Origin of the sequence: Embleya sp. AB8 (assembly GCF_049739465.1) — a bacterium.
In the GTDB taxonomy this organism is placed as follows: domain Bacteria; phylum Actinomycetota; class Actinomycetes; order Streptomycetales; family Streptomycetaceae; genus Embleya.
In genome coordinates this window covers 18,370-36,311 of sequence record NZ_JBMHHY010000029.1, presented here as the reverse complement: position 1 = coordinate 36,311, position 17,942 = coordinate 18,370, and the positions used below count along the sequence as shown (strand labels likewise).

The following is a 17,942-nucleotide window of genomic DNA, read 5'->3' as shown; positions in this document are numbered from 1 at the left end:
GATGCCGGTGACGGGTGGGTGGTGATGCCGGCAGTGTCGGCCCAGGCTTTCTCCAGGCGGCGCCTGGCGTCGTAGGCGAAGCACTGGATGTCGGTGGTGTTGTTGTCGCGATTGGTGCTGATCGACGTTGTCGTGTGACCTCGATCGAGCAGCGGTCCGCCGCCTGTTCGGCATGGCGGGACATCGGGTCGAGGGCGGGCCGGGGGCCGGCCGTTTGTCAGTCGGGGTAGGGCTCGCGGTAGAGGTCCGCGTGTACCTCGTTGTGGATCTCGTTGCGGGCCCGGCGTACTTCCGGGCCGGCCAGGTAGTGCTGGGTCCGTGCGTGTCCGATCGACTCGATCAGGTCCAGGCGGCGGAGGGTGCGCAGGTCGCCCAACGCCTGATCCCTGGTCAGGCCCTCCTCGGTCTGGTAGGTCGTGCGGCGCAGGGTGCCGTTGGTTGCGGCGTACAGGGCGGAGACGGTGCGTTCGTCGAGGCCTTCCCGGCGTGCGAGGGCTTCGAGGCGGAACCACAGGCGGGCGGCGGTTTCGAAGCGGCGTTGTACCTCCTGGGCCTGGAGGTGGTGGGCGGTGAGGCAGAACCTGATCCACGAGTGCGCGTCGCGGTCGGGTTGCCAGGTTCCGGCCTGGACGGAGCGCAGCGCGGCGTAGTACTCGCGGGTGTTGAAGTCGTCGGCGCCGAGCCACTCCTCGATGCTGGAGAACTCCGGGGCGAGGACGCCGTCCCGGGCCAGGACGAGGGTGTGCACGGCCCGGGACATGCGTCCGTTGCCGTCGCGCCAGGGGTGGATGGAGACCAGGTTGAGGTGGGCCATCGAGGCCCGGACCAGAGCGGGGACGTCCGGCTCGTCGTTGCCCACCCGCGCCAGGAACTCGTCCATCAGGTCCGGGACTTCGTCCGGGTCGGGGGCCGTGTAGACCGGCGGGCGGTTGGGTCCGCCGGAGACCCACACGCCGCCGGTGCGGTACTCGCCGGGCCGGGTCTCGTCGTCGGTCCTGGTCATCATGAAGTGCAGGGCGGAGAGGAGCGTGTGATCCCACGAGAAGAGCCGGAAGCCCGACGCTCGTTGGATATAGGTGAGCGCGTCGCGATATCCGGTGACCGCGCCCCGGGTCGCATCGTCCGTCTCGGCCGAGATCTCCCCGCCCGCCACCAACGTCTCGGCATCCTGGGCGGTGATCGTGTAGCCCTCGATATGCGTGGACCCACGCACCGCCGCAGCGGTGAGCGACCGCCGCAACTGCCCCTCCCAGCGCCGCGGTTCGGCCAGGCGGTGCCGGAATTCGGTACGGAACGCCTCGATCTCGCGGATCACCCGCAGGTCGTCGGGGGTCAGGGGCGGGGTCGCGTACAACATCCTCCGATACTACGACACACGTAGGGTCGGTGTGGCGTCGTTTCGGCCCGGCCCTGCGGCATTGCGGAGCAGCCCCACCCCGCAACGCCGCAGGGCCGGCGGGGGGTGGCCCCGACGGCCCTGCGGTTGTCGTTGGTGGTGCGGTGAACCCGACCGATCGATCAGAGGTTCGGGTACAGCGGGTGCTTCTCGGCCAGCGCCGTCACCCGCGCCGCCAGGGTCGCCTTGCAGGTGTCGTCGAAGCCGGGGAGGAGGGCTTCCGCGATGATGTCGGCCACCTCCTTGAAGTCCGCCTCGTCGAAGCCCCGCGTGGCCAACGCCGGCGTGCCGATGCGCAGGCCGCTGGTGACCATGGCCGGCCTCGGGTCGAACGGCACCGCGTTGCGGTTGACCGTGATGCCGATCTCGTGGAGGCGGTCCTCGCCCTCCTGGCCGTTGAGTTCCGAGTCGCGCAGGTCGACCAGGACCAGGTGGACGTCGGTGCCGCCGGTGAGCACGGTGATGCCCGCGTCGGTGACGTCCTTGCGGGTGAGCCGCTCGGCGAGGATGGCCGAGCCGGCCAGGGTGCGTCGCTGGCGGTCCTTGAAGTCGTCGGAGGCGGCGATCTTGAAGGCCACCGCCTTGCCCGCGATCACGTGCTCCAGGGGGCCGCCCTGCTGGCCCGGGAAGACCGCCGAGTTGATCTTCTTGGCGTACTCCGCCCGGGAGAGGATCACCCCGCCGCGCGGGCCGCCCAGGGTCTTGTGGGTCGTGGTGGTGACCACGTCCGCGTACGGCACCGGGCTCGGGTGCAGGCCCGCCGCGACCAGGCCCGCGAAGTGCGCCATGTCGACCATCAGGTACGCGCCGACCTCGTCGGCGATCCGGCGGAACTCGGCGAAGTCGAGCTGCCGCGGGTAGGCCGACCAGCCCGCGATGATCATCTTCGGCCGGTGCTCCTTGGCCAGGCGCTCGACCTCCTCCATGTCGACCCGGTGGGTCTTCTCGTCCACGTGGTAGGCGACCACGTGGTAGAGCTTGCCGGAGAAGTTGATCTTCATGCCGTGGGTGAGGTGGCCGCCGTGGGCCAGGTCCAGGCCGAGGATCGTGTCGCCGGGGGAGAGCAGTGCGACCATCGCGGCGGCGTTGGCGGACGCGCCCGAGTGCGGCTGTACGTTCGCCGCCTCGGCGCCGAACAGCTCCTTGACCCGGTCGATGGCGAGCTGCTCGACCACGTCGACGTGCTCGCAGCCGCCGTAGTAGCGCCGGCCGGGGTAGCCCTCGGCGTACTTGTTGGTCAGCACGGATCCCTGCGCCTCGAGCACCGCCACGGGGGCGAAGTTCTCGGAGGCGATCATCTCCAGGGTGTTCTGCTGGCGGTGCAGCTCGTCGGTGACGGCGGCGGCGACCTGCGGGTCCACCTCGCCCAGCGGACGGTCCAGGATCGTCACGGTTGTCAGCTCCTCGATCGGGTCGATCTCGATCATTCGCCGCAGAACGCGGCGTATTCGTCGGCCGACAGCAGGCCCTCGGCCTCGCCGTCGATGCGCACCTTGAACAGCCAGCCCTCGCCGAAGGGGTCGGAGTTCACCAGGGCCGGGTCCTCGGCGACGGCGTCGTTGATCTCGACCACCTCGCCGGAGACCGGCGAGTAGAGGTCGCTGACCGACTTGGTGGACTCCAGTTCGCCACACGGCTCGTCGGCGACGACCACCCGGCCGACCTCCGGAAGCTCGACGAACACCACGTCACCGAGCGCGTCGGCGGCGTGCTTGGTGATGCCGACGACGGCGGGGGAGGCCGCCTCGTCGAGCCACTCGTGTTCCTTGCTGTAGCGCAGGTGCTGGGGTGCTTGCACGGGTCCATTCTCCATTCGAATGCGGGTGGTCTGTTGCTCAGGTTGATTTGTAGCTGTTTGTACTGATAGGCGAGACGAGTAAGTGAGACGAGTAAGTGAGACGAACCCGGCTCAGCCGCGCTTGTAGAACGGCAGTGCGACCACCTCGGCCGGTTCGAGCTTGCCTCGGATGTTCACCGCCACGCGCGTGCCCGGCTCGGCCCGCTCCGACGTCACGTACGCCATTGCGATCGGCACGCCGAGCGTCGGCGAAGGTGCCCCGGAGGTGACCTCGCCCAGCGCCTCGCCGGTCTCCGCGTCCACCACCGGGTAGCCCGCGCGCGGCACCCGCTTGCCCGGCGAGGTGAGCCCGACCAGGGTCCGACGCACGTCCGCCGAAGCGGCCGCCAGCGCGTCGCGCCCGACGAAGTCCGCCGGCTTGTCCAGGCGTACGACCCGGCCCAGATTGGCCTCGTACGGCGTGGTGTCCCGGGTCAGTTCGTGGCCGTACAGCGGCATGCCCGCCTCCAGGCGCAGCGTGTCCCGGCAGGACAGGCCCGCCGGCACCAGGCCGTGCGGCTTGCCCGCGGCGAGCAGCGCCTCCCACAGCGCGACCGCGTCGCCCGGCGCGGCGAACAGCTCGAAGCCGTCCTCGCCGGTGTAGCCGGTACGCGCGAGCAGCACCGGTACGCCGGCCACCTCGGTACGCAGGATCGCGTAGTACTTGAGCGCGGGCAGATCGGCGTCGGTCAACGAGCCGACGATCTCGGTCGACGCGGGACCCTGGACCGCGAGCAGCGTGTACTCCTCGGACGCGTCGCGCACGCTCGCCTCGAAGCCCTGCGCGCGGTACTTCAGGCTGCCCGCGACCACGTCGGCATTGGACGCGTTGGCCACCACCACGAAGTGCTCGTCGCCCAGCCGGTACACGATCAGGTCGTCGACGATGCCGCCCTCTTCGGTGCAGATCATCGTGTACCGGGCACGATCCACACCGATCTTCGACACGAAGCCGACCAGCGCGTGGTCGAGTGCGCGCGCCGCCTCCGGGCCGGTGACCTCGATCTCGCCCATGTGGGTGAGGTCGAACAGGCCGGCCGTGGTGCGCACCGCGTTGTGCTCGTCGCGCTCGCTGCCGTAGCGCAGCGGCATCCGCCAGCCGGCGAAGTCGGTCATCGTGGCCCCGAGCGCGTCGTGTACGGCGTCGAGCGGGGTCCGGCGGTCGGTGGTCATGCGAAGACTCCTTCGAGGGGTCGCCGGCGCGAACACCCGGCGGGCGCGGGCCGGTCGGGGGCGCACTCGATCGGCGCGGCGCAGGGGTCGGCGATCGGCGCCGGACGGCGCGGCGCGTGCCGCGGCGAAGACGAGGACCGCGACGAGTGCGAGTACTGCAACGAGTACGAGTACTGCGGCGAAGACGAGGACCGCGACGAGTGCGAGTACTGCGACGAATACGAGGACAAAGGGGGCTCCCTGCCATGGCTTTCGGCCCTTTTCGACCGGTATCGGTCGAAAAGTGGGTGCCCTCCCCTTCTGTCATCGGAACCTGAGAGCTTCACCGCCTGCGACCCGAAACAAAGAAGAGGAAGCAGGCGATTTGCACCGTGGGTGAGCCGCACCGACGGTGCGACTGCTTTCCAGAAGTGCCTGACCCATGCGGTATCGGTGCCTGAGAGATTCCGGGGAGGAGTTGCTCCTTCGGCGCCTCGCTCGCTGACGAGGACTCTTCCGCGTGGGGTCGACGGCCGTTATGAGGTTGTGCCCGGCATGCTAGCGCGTGCCGTCAATCCCCCGCCGGGTCCGGTGGGATCCTCGCGATGCCCGCTCGCGCCGGCTCGCGACCGCTCGTGCGCCCGGTGCGGCAGCATGCGCACGGCACGTGGGTGCGGCGCGCATTCGGTACAGGGGGAGGATTCGTGGGGACGGACTCGGCGGGGGCGCATACCGGCGCCGCGACGGGCGGCGTGCTGGTGCCCCGGTCCGTGCACGATCTCCGGGCGGAGCGACCCGGGCCGGCGACATCGGGCGAAGTTCCGGCGGCCACCGCAGTGGTCGACGTGCTGGCCTATCCCGCCGCCTGCGTGCTCGTGGTCACCGGTCTCCCGGGCGCGGGCAAGAGCACGCTGCTGGCCCGCACCATCGCCCCCGGGCCGCGGGTCGCCGTACTGGACGCGGACGTGGTTCGGGCCCGCTGGGCGGGACGGGCCGGCCGGCTTCCGTACCGGGTCTATCGGCCGCTGGTCCGCCTGTCGCACTACGGCGAGGTGGCCCGGGCGCTGCGCGGCGCCGGCGCGGTGGTCGTGCACGACAGCGGGCGCAATCCGATCCTGCGTCGGGTACTGGTACGCGCGGCCCGCCGGCGCGGCGGTTCGGCGCACGCCCTGCTCCTGGATGTGCCGGCCCATCAGGCACTTTCCGGCCAACACGAACGCGGGCGCGGGGTGTCCACGTCGGTGTTCGCCCGGCACCACCGCGAATGGCGCGAACTGCTCGCCCGACTGTCTCCGTGGTTGGCCGCCGGACCCCCGCTCGCGGCGGCCCCCGACGGCTTCGGCTCATGCGTGCTGCTGGACCGAACCGCCGCGCGGCATCTCAGGCAAATCGTTTTCGCAGATCCCGTCCCAGCGCAGTCCCGACGGCGGCCGGCGGGCAGGTCGTAAACTGCGGCGGACACCAGAGGAGCACCACCATGCCGTTTCCGGCCAATCCCGTGGAGAGCGCGCTCGTCGCGGCGATGCACGATCCGTCCAGGGCCGAAGCCCTGTTCGAGGCGCTGGCCGAGGCGGACGTGTGGGTGCCACTGCCCGAGGGCGGCGGCCCCGCCGACACCGAACTGACGCTGCCGACCACCGAGATCGGCGGCCGGCCGTACGTACCGGTGTTCTCCTCCGAGGAGCAGTTCCGCCGGCTGGCCGGACCGATGGGGTGCACGGTCGCGCCGATGCGCGAGTTTGCGCGCGGGTTGCCGGCGCACGTGGGGATCGCGGTCAATCCGGGCGGCGAGGTGGGCATCCCGATCCCGCCGCAGGGCGTCCTGGAACTGGCCCGGCTGCCCGGGGTGGGGGCGCGTGGCGCGCGGGTACGGCTGTACGAGCCGGACGAGGAGCCGATGGACTTCCTGATCGCCGCGGCCGCCGAGTTCACCCACGTACCCGTCGTGCTCAGCGCCCGGCGCGGCCTCGGGGTGATCGAGTCCGATCCGCCGTGCCTGTTCATCGGCGTCGAGTTGGACCGCTGGCAGGAGGAGGACCGGCTGGCCGCGGTCGGCGCCCTGGAGCGCGCGCTGGGCCGGGCCAGGTCGCCGTGGCCGGTGAACGTGGTGCTTCTCGACGTGGCGCAGGATCCTGTGGGGGACTGGATGCTGGAGCGGGCCGAGCCGTTCTATCTGCGAGCCGACCAGCGCTGAGCACACGCGCGGCGCGACGTCGGTACGGGTGGCGGGTGGCGGGTAGTGAGTGGCGGGCGGCAGGCAGCGGGTTCGGGGAGGACGTCGTCGTGAACCAGGTCGAGCAGGCGTTGGGCCAGGTGGCGCCCGGGCGCTACGACGCCTACGAGCGGATGCTCCAGGCGCTCGCCGGGGCGCACGTGTGGATGCTCCTGTGGCAGGGGCAACCGGGCAGTCCCGACGCACAGTACGGGAACATGGACGTGGCCGGGTGGCGCTACGCCCCGGCGTTCACGTCCGAGGAGCAACTGCGGGCCAGCGGCTGGGATCGTTCGTTCGAGATCTGTCCGGTCATCGACATCGCCGGCTCGCTCTACCCCGACCGCTGGGGCCTGTGGCTGAATCCGCACGCCCAGGGCGGCGGCGTCGGGGTGCCCTACCTCGACCTGCGCCGGATCGTCGGCGGCCTGGACCGACTGATGGCCGGCCCCCTCGAAGTCGGCGAACCAACCTTGTGGGACCCGGCGTTCCACACCATGCTGGGCGCCGAGCTGTTCCGGACGCAGGTGGTCCGCGCCGCGCACCGGGCCTGGGTGCGACCCACCGTCGGACCCGAACGGCTGGTCATCGGGCTGCGCCTGACGGACAATCAGCCGGCCACGATGCAGCGGATGCGCGACGCGATGGCCCGCGCATCGGCCGCCGCGCCACCCGGCCTGACTCTGTCCTCGGTGGCCCTGGACGACCCCTTCGACCCGGTCGCCGGGTATCTCCGAGACCACACAAGGCCGTTCGTCGGCCTGGACCTCCTCGGTCAACCCCCACTCCCGCCGCACTGACCCGCGCCACCGCGCCGAACGCGGTGACCAACTCCCCGACGCACGTGGCGAATCCGCCCAGGCCCACCCGTGCCCGCGCAGTGACCCGCACCACGTCACCCGTGGCCATCCGCGCACCACGCCACCAACACCAACCCAGGCCACCAACACCAACCCGCGCCACCAACACCAACCCACGCCACCAACACCAACCCGCGCCGTCTCGGCCCGAGCGCCCCGCCCGGCGCCAACCGCCACATCAGACACTGATGCCCCCAAAAAACTGACGTCACGTCATCAACCGCTGCCTTGTTGTGATTTCGTGACCGATCTACGCGGATCATCCGGTGAATCGGGTCCGCCTAATCACGGTTCAATAAAGGTATTCGCCGACCCCTGTTGGTGACCCCCGTCACGGAGGAGTCTCACCCGGACGACAGATCCCGAAGATCATCGGGATCGCAATGCCGGGTATGGCGACGGGATCGGCGATCCCGAGCCGCCGTCGCATCCGTGAGCGGGGAGGGTCGATCCATGACGGCACCGATCGAGACCACCGGTGTGGCCCGAGAGGCGCACCCCGAAGCGAGCGCCGAGGCCAACGGCGCGCGCATCGAGGGTCGTTCGCTCGGCCAGATCGCGTGGGCCCGATTCCGTCGCGACAAGGTCGCGATGGCCGGTGGCGTGGTGATCATCTTCATGGTGCTCGTGGCGATCTTCGCGCCACTGATCACCGACCTGATCGGCGGCGGACCCACCGAGTACCACGACGACCTGCTCGACCCGGTGCTCAATACCCCCACCGGCAGCTTCGGCGGGGCGAGTTGGGACCATCCGTTGGGTCTGGAGCCGGTCAACGGGCGCGACGTGTTCTCGCGCATCTGTTACGGCGCCCGGATCTCGATGCTCGTGGCCTTCCTCGCCACGCTGCTCTCGGTGGTGATCGGCGTCGTACTGGGCACCATGGCGGGCTACTTCGGCGGTTGGGTCGACGGCCTGATCAGCCGCGCGATGGACGTCTTCCTGGCCTTCCCGCTGCTCCTGTTCGCGATCGCGATCGGCAGCAGCCTCCAGGGCGAGGCGTTCGGCCTGAAGGGCGACACGCTCCGGGTGACCGTGCTGGTCTTCGTGATCGGCTTCTTCAGTTGGCCGTACATCGCCCGCATCGTCCGCGGCCAGACCCTGTCGCTGCGCGAACGCGAGTTCGTCGAGGCGGCGCGCAGCCTGGGGGCCACCGACCGGCACATCATCTTCAAAGAGCTGATGCCGAACCTGGTCGGCCCGATCCTGGTCTACTCCACGCTGCTGATCCCCACCAACATCCTGTTCGAGGCCGCCCTTTCTTTCCTCGGGGTCGGCGTCCAGGAACCCACCGCCTCGTGGGGCGGCATGCTCTCGCGCGCCGTCCCGCACTACGAGGACGCGCCGATGTTCATGGTCGTCCCCGGCGTCACGATCTTCATCACCGTGCTCGCGTTCAACCTGCTGGGCGACGGGCTCCGAGACGCCCTCGACCCGCGCAGCCACTGAGCCACACCGTTCCATCCCCGGTTCCATCCCGCTCTATCCCGCAAGTCCCCACGAGGAGGCACGACCAGCGATGAAACACCCGGTAACTCGCAGGCGCAGGGCCCAAGCGCTGATCGGCATGGTGGCGGTCACCGCGATGGCCGCCACCGCGTGCGGCGGTGGTGGCGGTGGCGGGACGAAGAAGTACACCCCGAGCAACAAGGCCATCAACGAGATCGTCAACCCGTCCACCAAAAAGGGCGGCACGGTCAAGCTGGTCAGCTCGGACAAGTTCGACTCGCTCGACCCGGGCGACATGTACTACGCGTCCGCGTGGAACTTCTCCCGGCTGATGGCCCGTCCGCTGCTGACCTTCAAGCCGGCGCCGGGCAACGCGAGCTACGAGTTCCAGCCGGACCTGGCCACCGACGTCGGCAAGACCGAGGACGGCGGCAAGACCTGGACGTACCACCTGCGCAAGGGCGTCAAGTACGAGGACGGCACCGAGGTCAAGGCCTCCGACGTCAAGTACGCGGTGGAGCGGACCTTCGACAAGGAGATCCTGCCCAACGGCCCGGGGTACTTCGCCCAGTACCTGGACCCGGACGGCACCTACAAGGGCCCGTACAAGGACAGCGCGCCGGACAAGCTGGGCCTGAACGCGATCGAGACGCCGGACGACTACACGATCGTCTTCAAGATGAAGGAACCGTTCGCGGACTTCAACTACCTCGCCGCGCTCCCGCAGACCGCGCCGGTCCCGCCCGCCAAGGACACCGGCAAGGAGTACGTCAAGCACCCGATCGCGACCGGCTCGTACATGGTCGACGGCAGCTACGAGCCCGGCAAGGCCGTCAACCTGATCCGCAACCCGCACTGGGACCCGAGCACCGACCCGCTGCGCAAGGCGCTGCCGGACCGGATCGAGCTCCTGGAGAAGCAGGACGCGAACGACGTCGACAACCGGCTCTTCGCGGGCACCGCGCAGCTCGACGTGGTCGGCACCGGCGTGCAGTCCCCGGCGCAGAACAAGATCCTGACCGACCAGAAGCTGGCCGGGAACGCGGACGACGCGGTCTCCGGCGCGCTGGCCTACCTGGCGATCAGCTCGAAGACTCCGCCGTTCGACAACGTGCACTGCCGGCGCGCCGTGCAGTACGCGGTCAACAAGTCGCAGCTGCAGCGCGCGCAGGGTGGCGAGATCGGCTCGGACATCGCCACCAACCTGATGCCGCCGACGCTGACCGGTTCCAAGGTCGCCGACATGTACCCCAACGGTGCCAAGAACACCGGTGACGTCGCCAAGGCCAAGGACGAGCTCAAGCAGTGCGGCAAGGCGGACGGCTTCTCCACCGTGCTGACCGCGCGTTCCAACCGGCCCAAGGAGGTCGCGGGCGCCACGTCGGTGCAGAACGCGCTCGAAAAGGTCGGCATCAAGATCGAGATCCGCCAGTACCCCTCGGGCGACTACTTCTCCCAGTTCGCCGGTGTCCCCAAGTGGGTCGCGGACAACAAGGTCGGCATCATGTTCATGCAGTGGGGTCCCGACTTCCCCACCCAGTTCGGCTTCTTCCAGCAGATCGTGGACGGCCGGGCGATCAAGCCCGCCGGTGGCACGAACCTGTCCGAGCTGAACGACCCCGCGGTCAACGGCCTGATCGACCAGGCCACCCGCACCGTCGACCCGGCGCAGAGCGCGGCCATCTGGCAGCAGTTGGACCAGAAGGTGATGGAGTCGGCGGTGATCGTCCCGTTCGGCTGGACCAAGTCGCTGCTGTATCGCCCGACGAACGTGACCAACCTGGTCGTCACGCCCGCGTACTCCGGGATGTACGACTACCTCAACATCGGTATCCAATAAGCCTGCGACGAGGTCAGTAGCCCGAAGGAGAGGTGAAGGCCCGTCAGTTCCGGTGCGGGGAGCGGTGATCCCGCTCCCCGCACCGGACCGGGTCGCCGGCTCATGATTTTCTACCTGCTCAGGCGGCTGGCGGGAGCGGTGGTGCTCCTGTTGATCGTCACCATGGCGGTCTTCGCCATCTTCTTCCTGATTCCGCGTCTGGGAGGCGCCACAAGCGACCAACTCGCGGCGCGCTACGTCGGCAAGTCACCCACCCCGGCCGCGATCGAACAGGTCAAGCACAGCCTCGGCCTGGACAAGTCGGTGCCCGAACAGTACGGGAAGTTCGTCAAGGGCATCGTCGCCGGAAAGGACTACGACACCGGAGTGCGGAAGGTGCACTGCGCGCCGCCGTGCCTGGGCTTCTCCTTCCGCAACAACCTGGAAGTGTGGCCACGCCTCAAAGACCGGATCCCGGTCACCGCGTCGCTGGCCGCCGGTGCCGCGGTGTTGTGGCTGGCCTCCGGCGTGGCGATCGGGGTGATCTCCGCCCTCAAGCGCGGCAGCCTGCTGGACCGCTTCTCGATGGGCTTCGCACTCGCGGGGGTATCCCTGCCACCGTTCTTCACCGGCCTGTTGGCACTGTCGTTGTTCAGTTATCAATGGCCGATCTTCAAGGGCGTGCACTACGTGTCCCTCCTGGACAATCCCGGGAGTTGGGCCTGGAACCTGGTGTTGCCCTGGTTGACCCTGGCGTTCCTGTACGCGGCGCTCTACGCCAGACTCACCCGCGCCGGCATGTTGGAAACGATGAGCGAGGACTACATCCGCACCGCGCGCGCCAAGGGATTGCGCGAACGCGACGTCATCGTCAAACACGGGCTGCGCGCGGCGCTGACCCCGATCCTGACCATCTTCGGCCTGGACGTCGGCCTGCTGCTCGGCGGCGCGATCCTGACCGAACAGGTCTATTCGCTGGACGGCATCGGCAAGTTCGCCGTCGAGGCGATCGGACAGCAGGATCTGCCCGAAGTGCTCGGCGTGACCATGATCGCCGCGATCTTCGTGATCGTGGCCAACCTCGTCGTGGACCTGCTCTACGCGGTCGTCGATCCCCGGGTGAGGACCTGATGCCCCGTCTGCTACCGCGCCGCAAGCGGGACACCGCGGCCGACACGCCCCGACTCGCCCCGGCCGGCCCGCCGCCGAAGGCCGAGAACTTCCTCGAAGTACGCGGCCTGACCGTGCACTTCCCCACCGACGACGGCCTGGTCCGCAGCGTCGACGGCGTCGACTTCGCGCTCCAACGCGGCCGAACCCTCGGCATCGTCGGCGAGTCCGGCTCCGGGAAGAGCGTCACCTCGCTGGCGATCATGGGCCTGCACGGCAACACCAGCGCCCGAATCGGCGGCGAAATCTGGCTGGACGGCCACGAGTTGGTCCGCTCGACGCCCGAGCAGGTACGGCTGATGCGCGGTCGCCGAATGGCGATGATCTTCCAGGACCCGATGTCCTCGATGCACCCGTACTACACGGTCGGCCACCAGATCATCGAGGCCTACCAGGTACACAACCAGGAGACCCGCAAGCAGGCCCACGCGCACGCGATCGACCTGCTCGGCCGGGTCGGCATCCCGCGCCCGGACCGGCGCGTGGACGACTACCCGCACCAGTTCTCCGGCGGCATGCGACAACGCGCGATGATCGCGATGGCGCTCAGCTGCGACCCCGAACTGTTGATCGCGGACGAGCCGACCACCGCCCTGGACGTCACCGTGCAGGCCCAGATCCTGGACCTGATCCGGGACCTGCAACGGGAGTTCAACTCCGCGGTGGTGATGATCACCCACGACCTGGGTGTGGTCGCCGAACTCGCGGACGACGTACTGGTGATGTACGCCGGTCGGGCGGTCGAGCACGGCGCCGCGCGCACCCTGTTCGAACAGCCCCGACACCCGTACACCTGGGGTCTGTTGGGCTCGCTGACCCGACTCGACCGGGACCGTCAGGAACGGCTGATGCCGATCAAGGGCAGCCCGCCGAGCCTGATCTCGCTGCCCTCGGGCTGCGCGTTCCGCACCCGCTGCCCGTACGCGGACCACAACGACGGGCGCGAGAAGACCGAGGTCCCGCAACTGCTCGAGATCGAACCGGGCCACCGCACCGCGTGCCACCTCGATCTCGGGGAGCGCGAGCGGATCTGGACCGAGGAGATCGGGCCGCGCCTGTGAACGCGAGTGGGCACGTGGGCGGAAACGCAGACGCAAACGCGGACGCAAACGGAAACGGGAACGGGAACGCGGAAGTGGCCGAGAGCGCCGGAGCAGGAGACGACGTGAAGGCTGCGAAGGCGGGCGGCGTGGCAGCCGGGACCACCGGGACCACCGGGACCACCGGGTCCACCGGGTCCACCGGGACCAAGGAGGCCGAACGCGAGGTGCTGGTACGCGTTCGCGGACTGCGCAAGCACTTCCCGATCCGGGCCGGCATGGCCCGGCGGCGGGTCGGCGCGGTCAAGGCCGTGGACGGGCTCGACTTCGACATCCACCAGGGCGAGACGCTGGGCCTGGTCGGCGAATCGGGCTGCGGCAAGTCGACCACCGGCCGGATGGTGATGCGCCTCCTGGACCCCACCGAGGGCACCATCGAGTTCGGCGGACGCGACCTCACCCCGCTGTCCCGGGGGCAACTGCGGCCGCTGCGCCGCGACTTCCAGATGATCTTCCAGGACCCCCAGTCCTCGCTCAACCCCCGGCACACCGTCGGCACCATCGTCGGACTGCCGTTCCGGTTGCAGAAGGTCACCCCCGAGGGCGGGATCAAGAAGGCCGTCCAGGAACTGTTGGAACTGGTCGGGCTCAGCCCCGAGCACTACAACCGTTATCCGCACGAGTTCTCCGGCGGCCAGCGGCAGCGGATCGGCATCGCCCGCGCGCTGGCCCTGCGGCCCAAGCTGGTGGTCGCCGACGAGCCGGTCTCCGCCCTCGACGTGTCGATCCAGGCGCAGGTGGTCAACCTGCTCGACGACCTGCAGAGCGAGTTCGGGCTGACCTACCTGATCATCGCGCACGACCTGTCGGTGGTGCGGCACACCAGCGACCGGGTCGCGGTGATGTACCTGGGCAAGATCGTCGAGATCGCCGACCGCGAGGACCTGTACACCGCGCCGAAGCATCCGTACACGGTCGCGCTGATGTCCGCCGTACCGGTGCCCGACCCGGCCCGGCGCGAGTCGCGTGACCGGATCCTGCTCAAGGGCGACGTACCGAGCCCGATGGACCCGCCGCCGGCCTGCCGCTTCCACACCCGGTGCTGGAAGGTGCAGGACATCTGCAAGACCCAGGAGCCGCCACTGGCGGCGGTGGCCGGACGGCACCAGGTGGCCTGCCACTTCCCGGAGAACATGCCGGGATCGGCACCGGCGGGTGAGGTGATCGAGCTGGTGAAGCGGGCGCCCGAGGCGCCGGCCGAAGCGGCGGCGACCGCTACCGGCGCAGCCGAGGCGACCGAGGCAAAGTCCGACGTAAAGGCCGAGGCCAAGGCCGATGCGAACGCCGATGCGAAAGCCGACCCACCGGACACACCGGCCCCATGAGTAACAGGCCGCACCCGGCGGTGTAGAACATCCGTTATGTCGCCCCAGGTGCCGCCCGAGATCTTCCACCACACGCTCCAGCAGGTGCTGGACCTGATCGGCATCTTCGTGTTCGCGGCGGCGGGCGCGCTGATGGCCGTCCGGAAGAACTTCGACGTCATCGGGATCACCCTGCTCGCCGAGGTCACCGCGCTCGGCGGCGGGGTGCTCCGCGACGTCATCATCGGCTCGGTGCCACCCGCCGCGTTCACCGATCTCGGCTATTTCTCCACCCCGTTGCTGGCCGCGGGACTGGTCTTCTTCCTGCACCCGCAGGTCGAGCGGATCATGTCCGCGATCGACGTCCTGGACGCGGCCGGCCTCGGGCTGTTCTGCGTGACCGGCACCGCGAAGGCGTACGCGTACGGCCTGAATCCGATCCCGGCCGCCGCCCTCGGCGTGACCACCGCGGTCGGCGGCGGCGCGCTGCGCGATGTGCTGGCGCGCGAGGTACCCACGCTGCTGCGCTGGGACAAGGAGATCTACACCTTCCCGGCGCTGCTCGGCGCGGGCATCACCGCCGGACTGATCGAGTTCGACCTGTTCGGACCGGTGACCGCCACCGCGGCGGTGATGTTCGCCTTCCTGCTCCGCGTACTCGCGCTCCGGCGCGGCTGGCGCGCGCCACGCGCGTGGCGCCGCAACTCCGGGACCAGCGCCGAAGAGCACTGAAGCCCTCCCGGTCCGGCCGCGGCGGGTCGCGCTGCGGGCGGGTGGACGGGCGGGTGGACGGCCGCCCGCGCCGGCGTCCACGCGTACCCGACTAAGCTGCGCAGTGCGATGGCCTACTTCGATCACGCGGCGACCACCCCGATGCGCCTTTCGGCAATCCGGGCGATGACCGTACAGCTTGCCCAACTCGGGAACCCGTCCTCGTTGCACGCGTCCGGGCGACGCGCGCGCCGCACGGTGGAGGAATCCCGCGAGTCGCTGGCCCATGCGCTGGGCGCACGACCGAGCGAGATCGTCTTCACGGCGGGCGGGACCGAGGCCGACAACCTCGCGGTCAAGGGGATCTACTGGTCCCGGATCGCGGCCGACCCGGCCCGGCGGCGGATACTCGTCAGTCCGGTCGAACACCACGCGGTGCTCGACCCCGTGTTGTGGCTGGAGTCGGCCGAGGGCGCGGTGGTCGAGTGGCTGGACGTGGACGCCGACGGGCGGGTGCAACCGGACACCCTGCGGGCCGCGATCGAGCGCGATCCGGCGTCGGTGGCGCTGGTGTCGGTGATGTGGGCGAACAACGAGGTCGGCACGGTCGAACCGATCGCCGAGCTGGTCGAGATCGCACACGAGTTCGGCATCCCGTTCCACTCCGACGCGGTCCAGGCGGTCGGCCAGATCCCGGTCGACTTCGCCGCCACCGGCCTGGACGCGATGACCGTGACCGGGCACAAGCTGGGCGGCCCGGGCAACTGCGGCGCGCTGGTGCTCGGCCGCGGCATCACCCCGGTGCCGGTGCTGCACGGCGGCGGCCAGGAACGCGACGTACGCTCCGGCACGCTGGACACCCCGGCGATCGCGGCGCTCGCGGTGGCGGCGGAGGAGTCGGTCCGCGAACAGGCGCAGTACGCCCGGCGGGTGGGCGCGCTGCGGGACGAGCTGGTCCGGCGGATCATCGCGGCCGTGCCGGACGCCCAACTCAACGGCGACCGACGCCTCGACCCCCGGTACCGCCTCCCGGGCAACGCGCACTTCTCCTTCCCCGGCTGCGAGGGCGACTCGCTGCTGCTGCTCCTGGATGCGCGCGGGATCGAGTGTTCGACCGGCTCGGCCTGCTCGGCGGGCGTCGCACAGCCGAGCCACGTGCTGCTCGCGATGGGCGCGGACGGCGAGCGGGCGCGCGGGTCGTTGCGGTTCAGCCTGGGCCACACCACGACGGAGGCCGAGGTCGCCGAGCTGGGCGAGGCGATCCTGCCGGTGGTGACCCGGGCCCGGTCGGCGGGGTCGGTGTCGGCGCGGCGATAGTGGCCATGTGCCGCGCGGGCAGTGGTTTTCTTCCGGCCCCTCGGGGCTCGCCGGGTCGACCACGTACTCTTGAGGCGCTATGTCTGATCACACGCTTCATCCCGCCAACGGCCGCCGCCTCCGGGTGCTCGCCGCCATGTCCGGCGGGGTCGACTCCGCCGTTGCCGCCGCGCGAGCGGTCGAGGCCGGACACGACGTGGTCGGTGTCCACCTCGCCCTCTCCGCGAAACCCGCGACGCTGCGCGAGGGGGCCCGGGGTTGTTGCACGATCGAGGACTCCCGCGACGCGCGGCGGGCCGCGGACGTGATCGGCATCCCGTTCTATGTGTGGGACATGGCCGAGCGGTTCCGCGAGGACGTCATGGACGACTTCGTCGCCGAGTACAAGGCGGGCCGCACCCCGAACCCGTGCCTGCGCTGCAACGAGAAGATCAAGTTCGCCGCGCTGTTGGACAAGGCGCTCGGGCTCGGCTTCGACGCGGTGTGCACCGGGCACTACGCGCAGATCGTCGAGCACCCGGACGGCTCGCGCGAGTTGCACCGGTCGGTGGACATGGGCAAGGACCAGTCGTACGTGCTGGGCGTCCTGGACACCGAGCAGCTCGCCCACGCGATGTTCCCGCTCGGCGGCGACACCAAGGGCGACGTGCGCCTCGAGGCCGAGCGCCGCGACCTGGCGGTGGCGCAGAAGCCGGACAGCCACGACATCTGCTTCATCGCCGACGGCGACACCCAGGGCTTCCTGGCCAAGCACCTGGGCACCGAACGTGGCGACATCGTGGACGCGACGGGCACCAAGCTCGGCGAACACGACGGGGCGTACGCGTACACGATCGGCCAGCGCAAGGGCCTGCGCATCGGCCGGCCGGCCGCCGACGGGAAGCCCCGCTACGTCCTGGACATCTCCCCGGTGAGCAACACGGTCACGGTGGGCCCGCTGGAGGCACTCGACGTCGATCGCCTGGTCGGCATCCGCCCCAGGTGGTGCGGCCCGGCCCCGATCGGCGAACTGACCTGCACCGCACAGGTCCGCGCCCACGGCGAGGAAACCCCGGCGGTCGCAGAGGTGGTCGGCGACGAGGTCCGAGTACGGCTGGCCGAACCGATCAGAGGCATCGCTCGAGGCCAGGCAGTGGTCCTGTACGCCGGAACCAGGGTCGTGGGCTCGGCCACGATCGACGGCACTGCTTAGTCGGGCGGCTTCGCCGCCGGCTCGCGAGGTGCCGCTTTTTGCTCCCCCGCTTCGCTCCTCCGCAAAAAGCGGCACCTCGCTCGGGGTGGTGTGTCCCTCCGCTTCGCTCCGGGCCACCCCACCCAAACTTGCGGCTCCGCCGCTCTCCGCGCTTCGCGCGTCGATCACTTGGGCGGGCCCATCTCGTGGGCGCTGACGCGCCAAACCGCGGCGTCCGTCGGCGACTTGGGGAGGCCCGCCGCGAAACCGCAGCCAATCCAGCACATCCCGGTCGGCCACCCCGGGGGCCGCGAGGCCGGACTTGGCCGCCCCGCAGCCGCTGATCCCGCAGCCCTCGAGCCGAACGCAACGGTGGAGCGGGCGGGTACACCCTCCCGAGCCAAGTGCAACGTAAAAGGCCCCCGGGCCGGGGTGTGTGTGCGG

15 protein-coding genes and 2 riboswitches are annotated in these 17,942 nt (G+C 70.0%); of the genes, 11 read left to right on the top strand and 4 right to left on the bottom strand.

The genetic code is table 11. The features are described from left to right. Window positions 1-217: 217 nt before the first annotated feature. The 4 genes from ABIA38_RS35190 to gcvT form a co-directional block, all read right to left on the bottom strand. The gene (locus tag ABIA38_RS35190) at window positions 218-1,357 is read right to left on the bottom strand and encodes a Fic family protein (protein WP_424643004.1); all 1,140 of its coding nucleotides are present in this window, start codon (window positions 1,355-1,357) and stop codon (window positions 218-220) included. 161 nt (window positions 1,358-1,518) lie between these two features. After that, entirely contained in the window at window positions 1,519-2,823 is a 1,305-nt protein-coding gene (glyA, locus tag ABIA38_RS35185) for a serine hydroxymethyltransferase (protein ID WP_424643003.1), read from the bottom strand. Then, entirely contained in the window at window positions 2,820-3,194 is a 375-nt protein-coding gene (gene gcvH / locus ABIA38_RS35180) for a glycine cleavage system protein GcvH (RefSeq protein ID WP_424643002.1), read from the bottom strand. Before gcvH ends, glyA begins: the two co-directional genes overlap by 4 nt. 111 nt (window positions 3,195-3,305) lie before the next feature. Beyond that, complete coding sequence (gene gcvT / locus ABIA38_RS35175) at window positions 3,306-4,406, bottom strand: glycine cleavage system aminomethyltransferase GcvT (protein WP_424643001.1); 1,101 nt, start codon at window positions 4,404-4,406, stop codon at window positions 3,306-3,308. Between the two features lie 290 nt (window positions 4,407-4,696). After that, a riboswitch (glycine riboswitch) is annotated at window positions 4,697-4,820 on the bottom strand. After that, window positions 4,821-4,914, bottom strand: a riboswitch (glycine riboswitch). A 175-nt stretch (window positions 4,915-5,089) separates the two neighbouring features. Here gcvT and ABIA38_RS35170 point away from each other — a divergent pair. The 11 genes from ABIA38_RS35170 to mnmA all read left to right on the top strand — a co-directional run bounded on the left by ABIA38_RS35170 (window position 5,090) and on the right by mnmA (window position 17,519). Next, complete coding sequence (locus ABIA38_RS35170) at window positions 5,090-5,833, top strand: AAA family ATPase (RefSeq protein WP_424643000.1); 744 nt, start codon at window positions 5,090-5,092, stop codon at window positions 5,831-5,833. Window positions 5,834-5,862: 29 nt separating this feature from the next. Beyond that, window positions 5,863-6,579 carry an enhanced serine sensitivity protein SseB gene (locus ABIA38_RS35165; RefSeq protein ID WP_424642999.1) on the top strand — a complete coding sequence of 239 codons (717 nt, stop codon included), beginning with the start codon at window positions 5,863-5,865 and terminating at the stop codon, window positions 6,577-6,579. 89 nt (window positions 6,580-6,668) lie between these two features. Then, window positions 6,669-7,397 (top strand): enhanced serine sensitivity protein SseB C-terminal domain-containing protein, encoded by a 729-nt coding sequence (locus tag ABIA38_RS35160; RefSeq protein ID WP_424642998.1) that lies wholly within the window; start codon window positions 6,669-6,671, stop codon window positions 7,395-7,397. A gap of 513 nt (window positions 7,398-7,910) precedes the next feature. After that, complete coding sequence (locus tag ABIA38_RS35155) at window positions 7,911-8,906, top strand: ABC transporter permease (RefSeq protein ID WP_424642997.1); 996 nt, start codon at window positions 7,911-7,913, stop codon at window positions 8,904-8,906. A 70-nt stretch (window positions 8,907-8,976) separates the two neighbouring features. Next, window positions 8,977-10,746 (top strand): ABC transporter substrate-binding protein, encoded by a 1,770-nt coding sequence (locus ABIA38_RS35150; protein ID WP_424642996.1) that lies wholly within the window; start codon window positions 8,977-8,979, stop codon window positions 10,744-10,746. Between the two features lie 102 nt (window positions 10,747-10,848). Then, entirely contained in the window at window positions 10,849-11,856 is a 1,008-nt protein-coding gene (locus ABIA38_RS35145) for an ABC transporter permease (protein WP_424642995.1), read from the top strand. After that, window positions 11,856-12,956 (top strand): ABC transporter ATP-binding protein, encoded by a 1,101-nt coding sequence (locus ABIA38_RS35140; RefSeq protein WP_424642994.1) that lies wholly within the window; start codon window positions 11,856-11,858, stop codon window positions 12,954-12,956. Before ABIA38_RS35145 ends, ABIA38_RS35140 begins: the two co-directional genes overlap by 1 nt. Window positions 12,957-13,060: 104 nt before the next feature. Further along, complete coding sequence (locus ABIA38_RS35135; RefSeq protein ID WP_424642993.1) at window positions 13,061-14,320, top strand: ABC transporter ATP-binding protein; 1,260 nt, start codon at window positions 13,061-13,063, stop codon at window positions 14,318-14,320. Window positions 14,321-14,356: 36 nt separating this feature from the next. Next, window positions 14,357-15,031, top strand: a complete 675-nt coding sequence (locus tag ABIA38_RS35130) for a trimeric intracellular cation channel family protein (protein WP_424642992.1) — start codon at window positions 14,357-14,359, stop codon at window positions 15,029-15,031. Between the two features lie 108 nt (window positions 15,032-15,139). After that, a complete protein-coding gene (locus ABIA38_RS35125) occupies window positions 15,140-16,327 on the top strand; it encodes a cysteine desulfurase family protein (RefSeq protein WP_424642991.1) in 1,188 nt (395 codons plus the stop codon). Between the two features lie 79 nt (window positions 16,328-16,406). Next, entirely contained in the window at window positions 16,407-17,519 is a 1,113-nt protein-coding gene (gene mnmA / locus ABIA38_RS35120; protein ID WP_424642990.1) for a tRNA 2-thiouridine(34) synthase MnmA, read from the top strand. Window positions 17,520-17,942 lie beyond the last annotated feature (423 nt).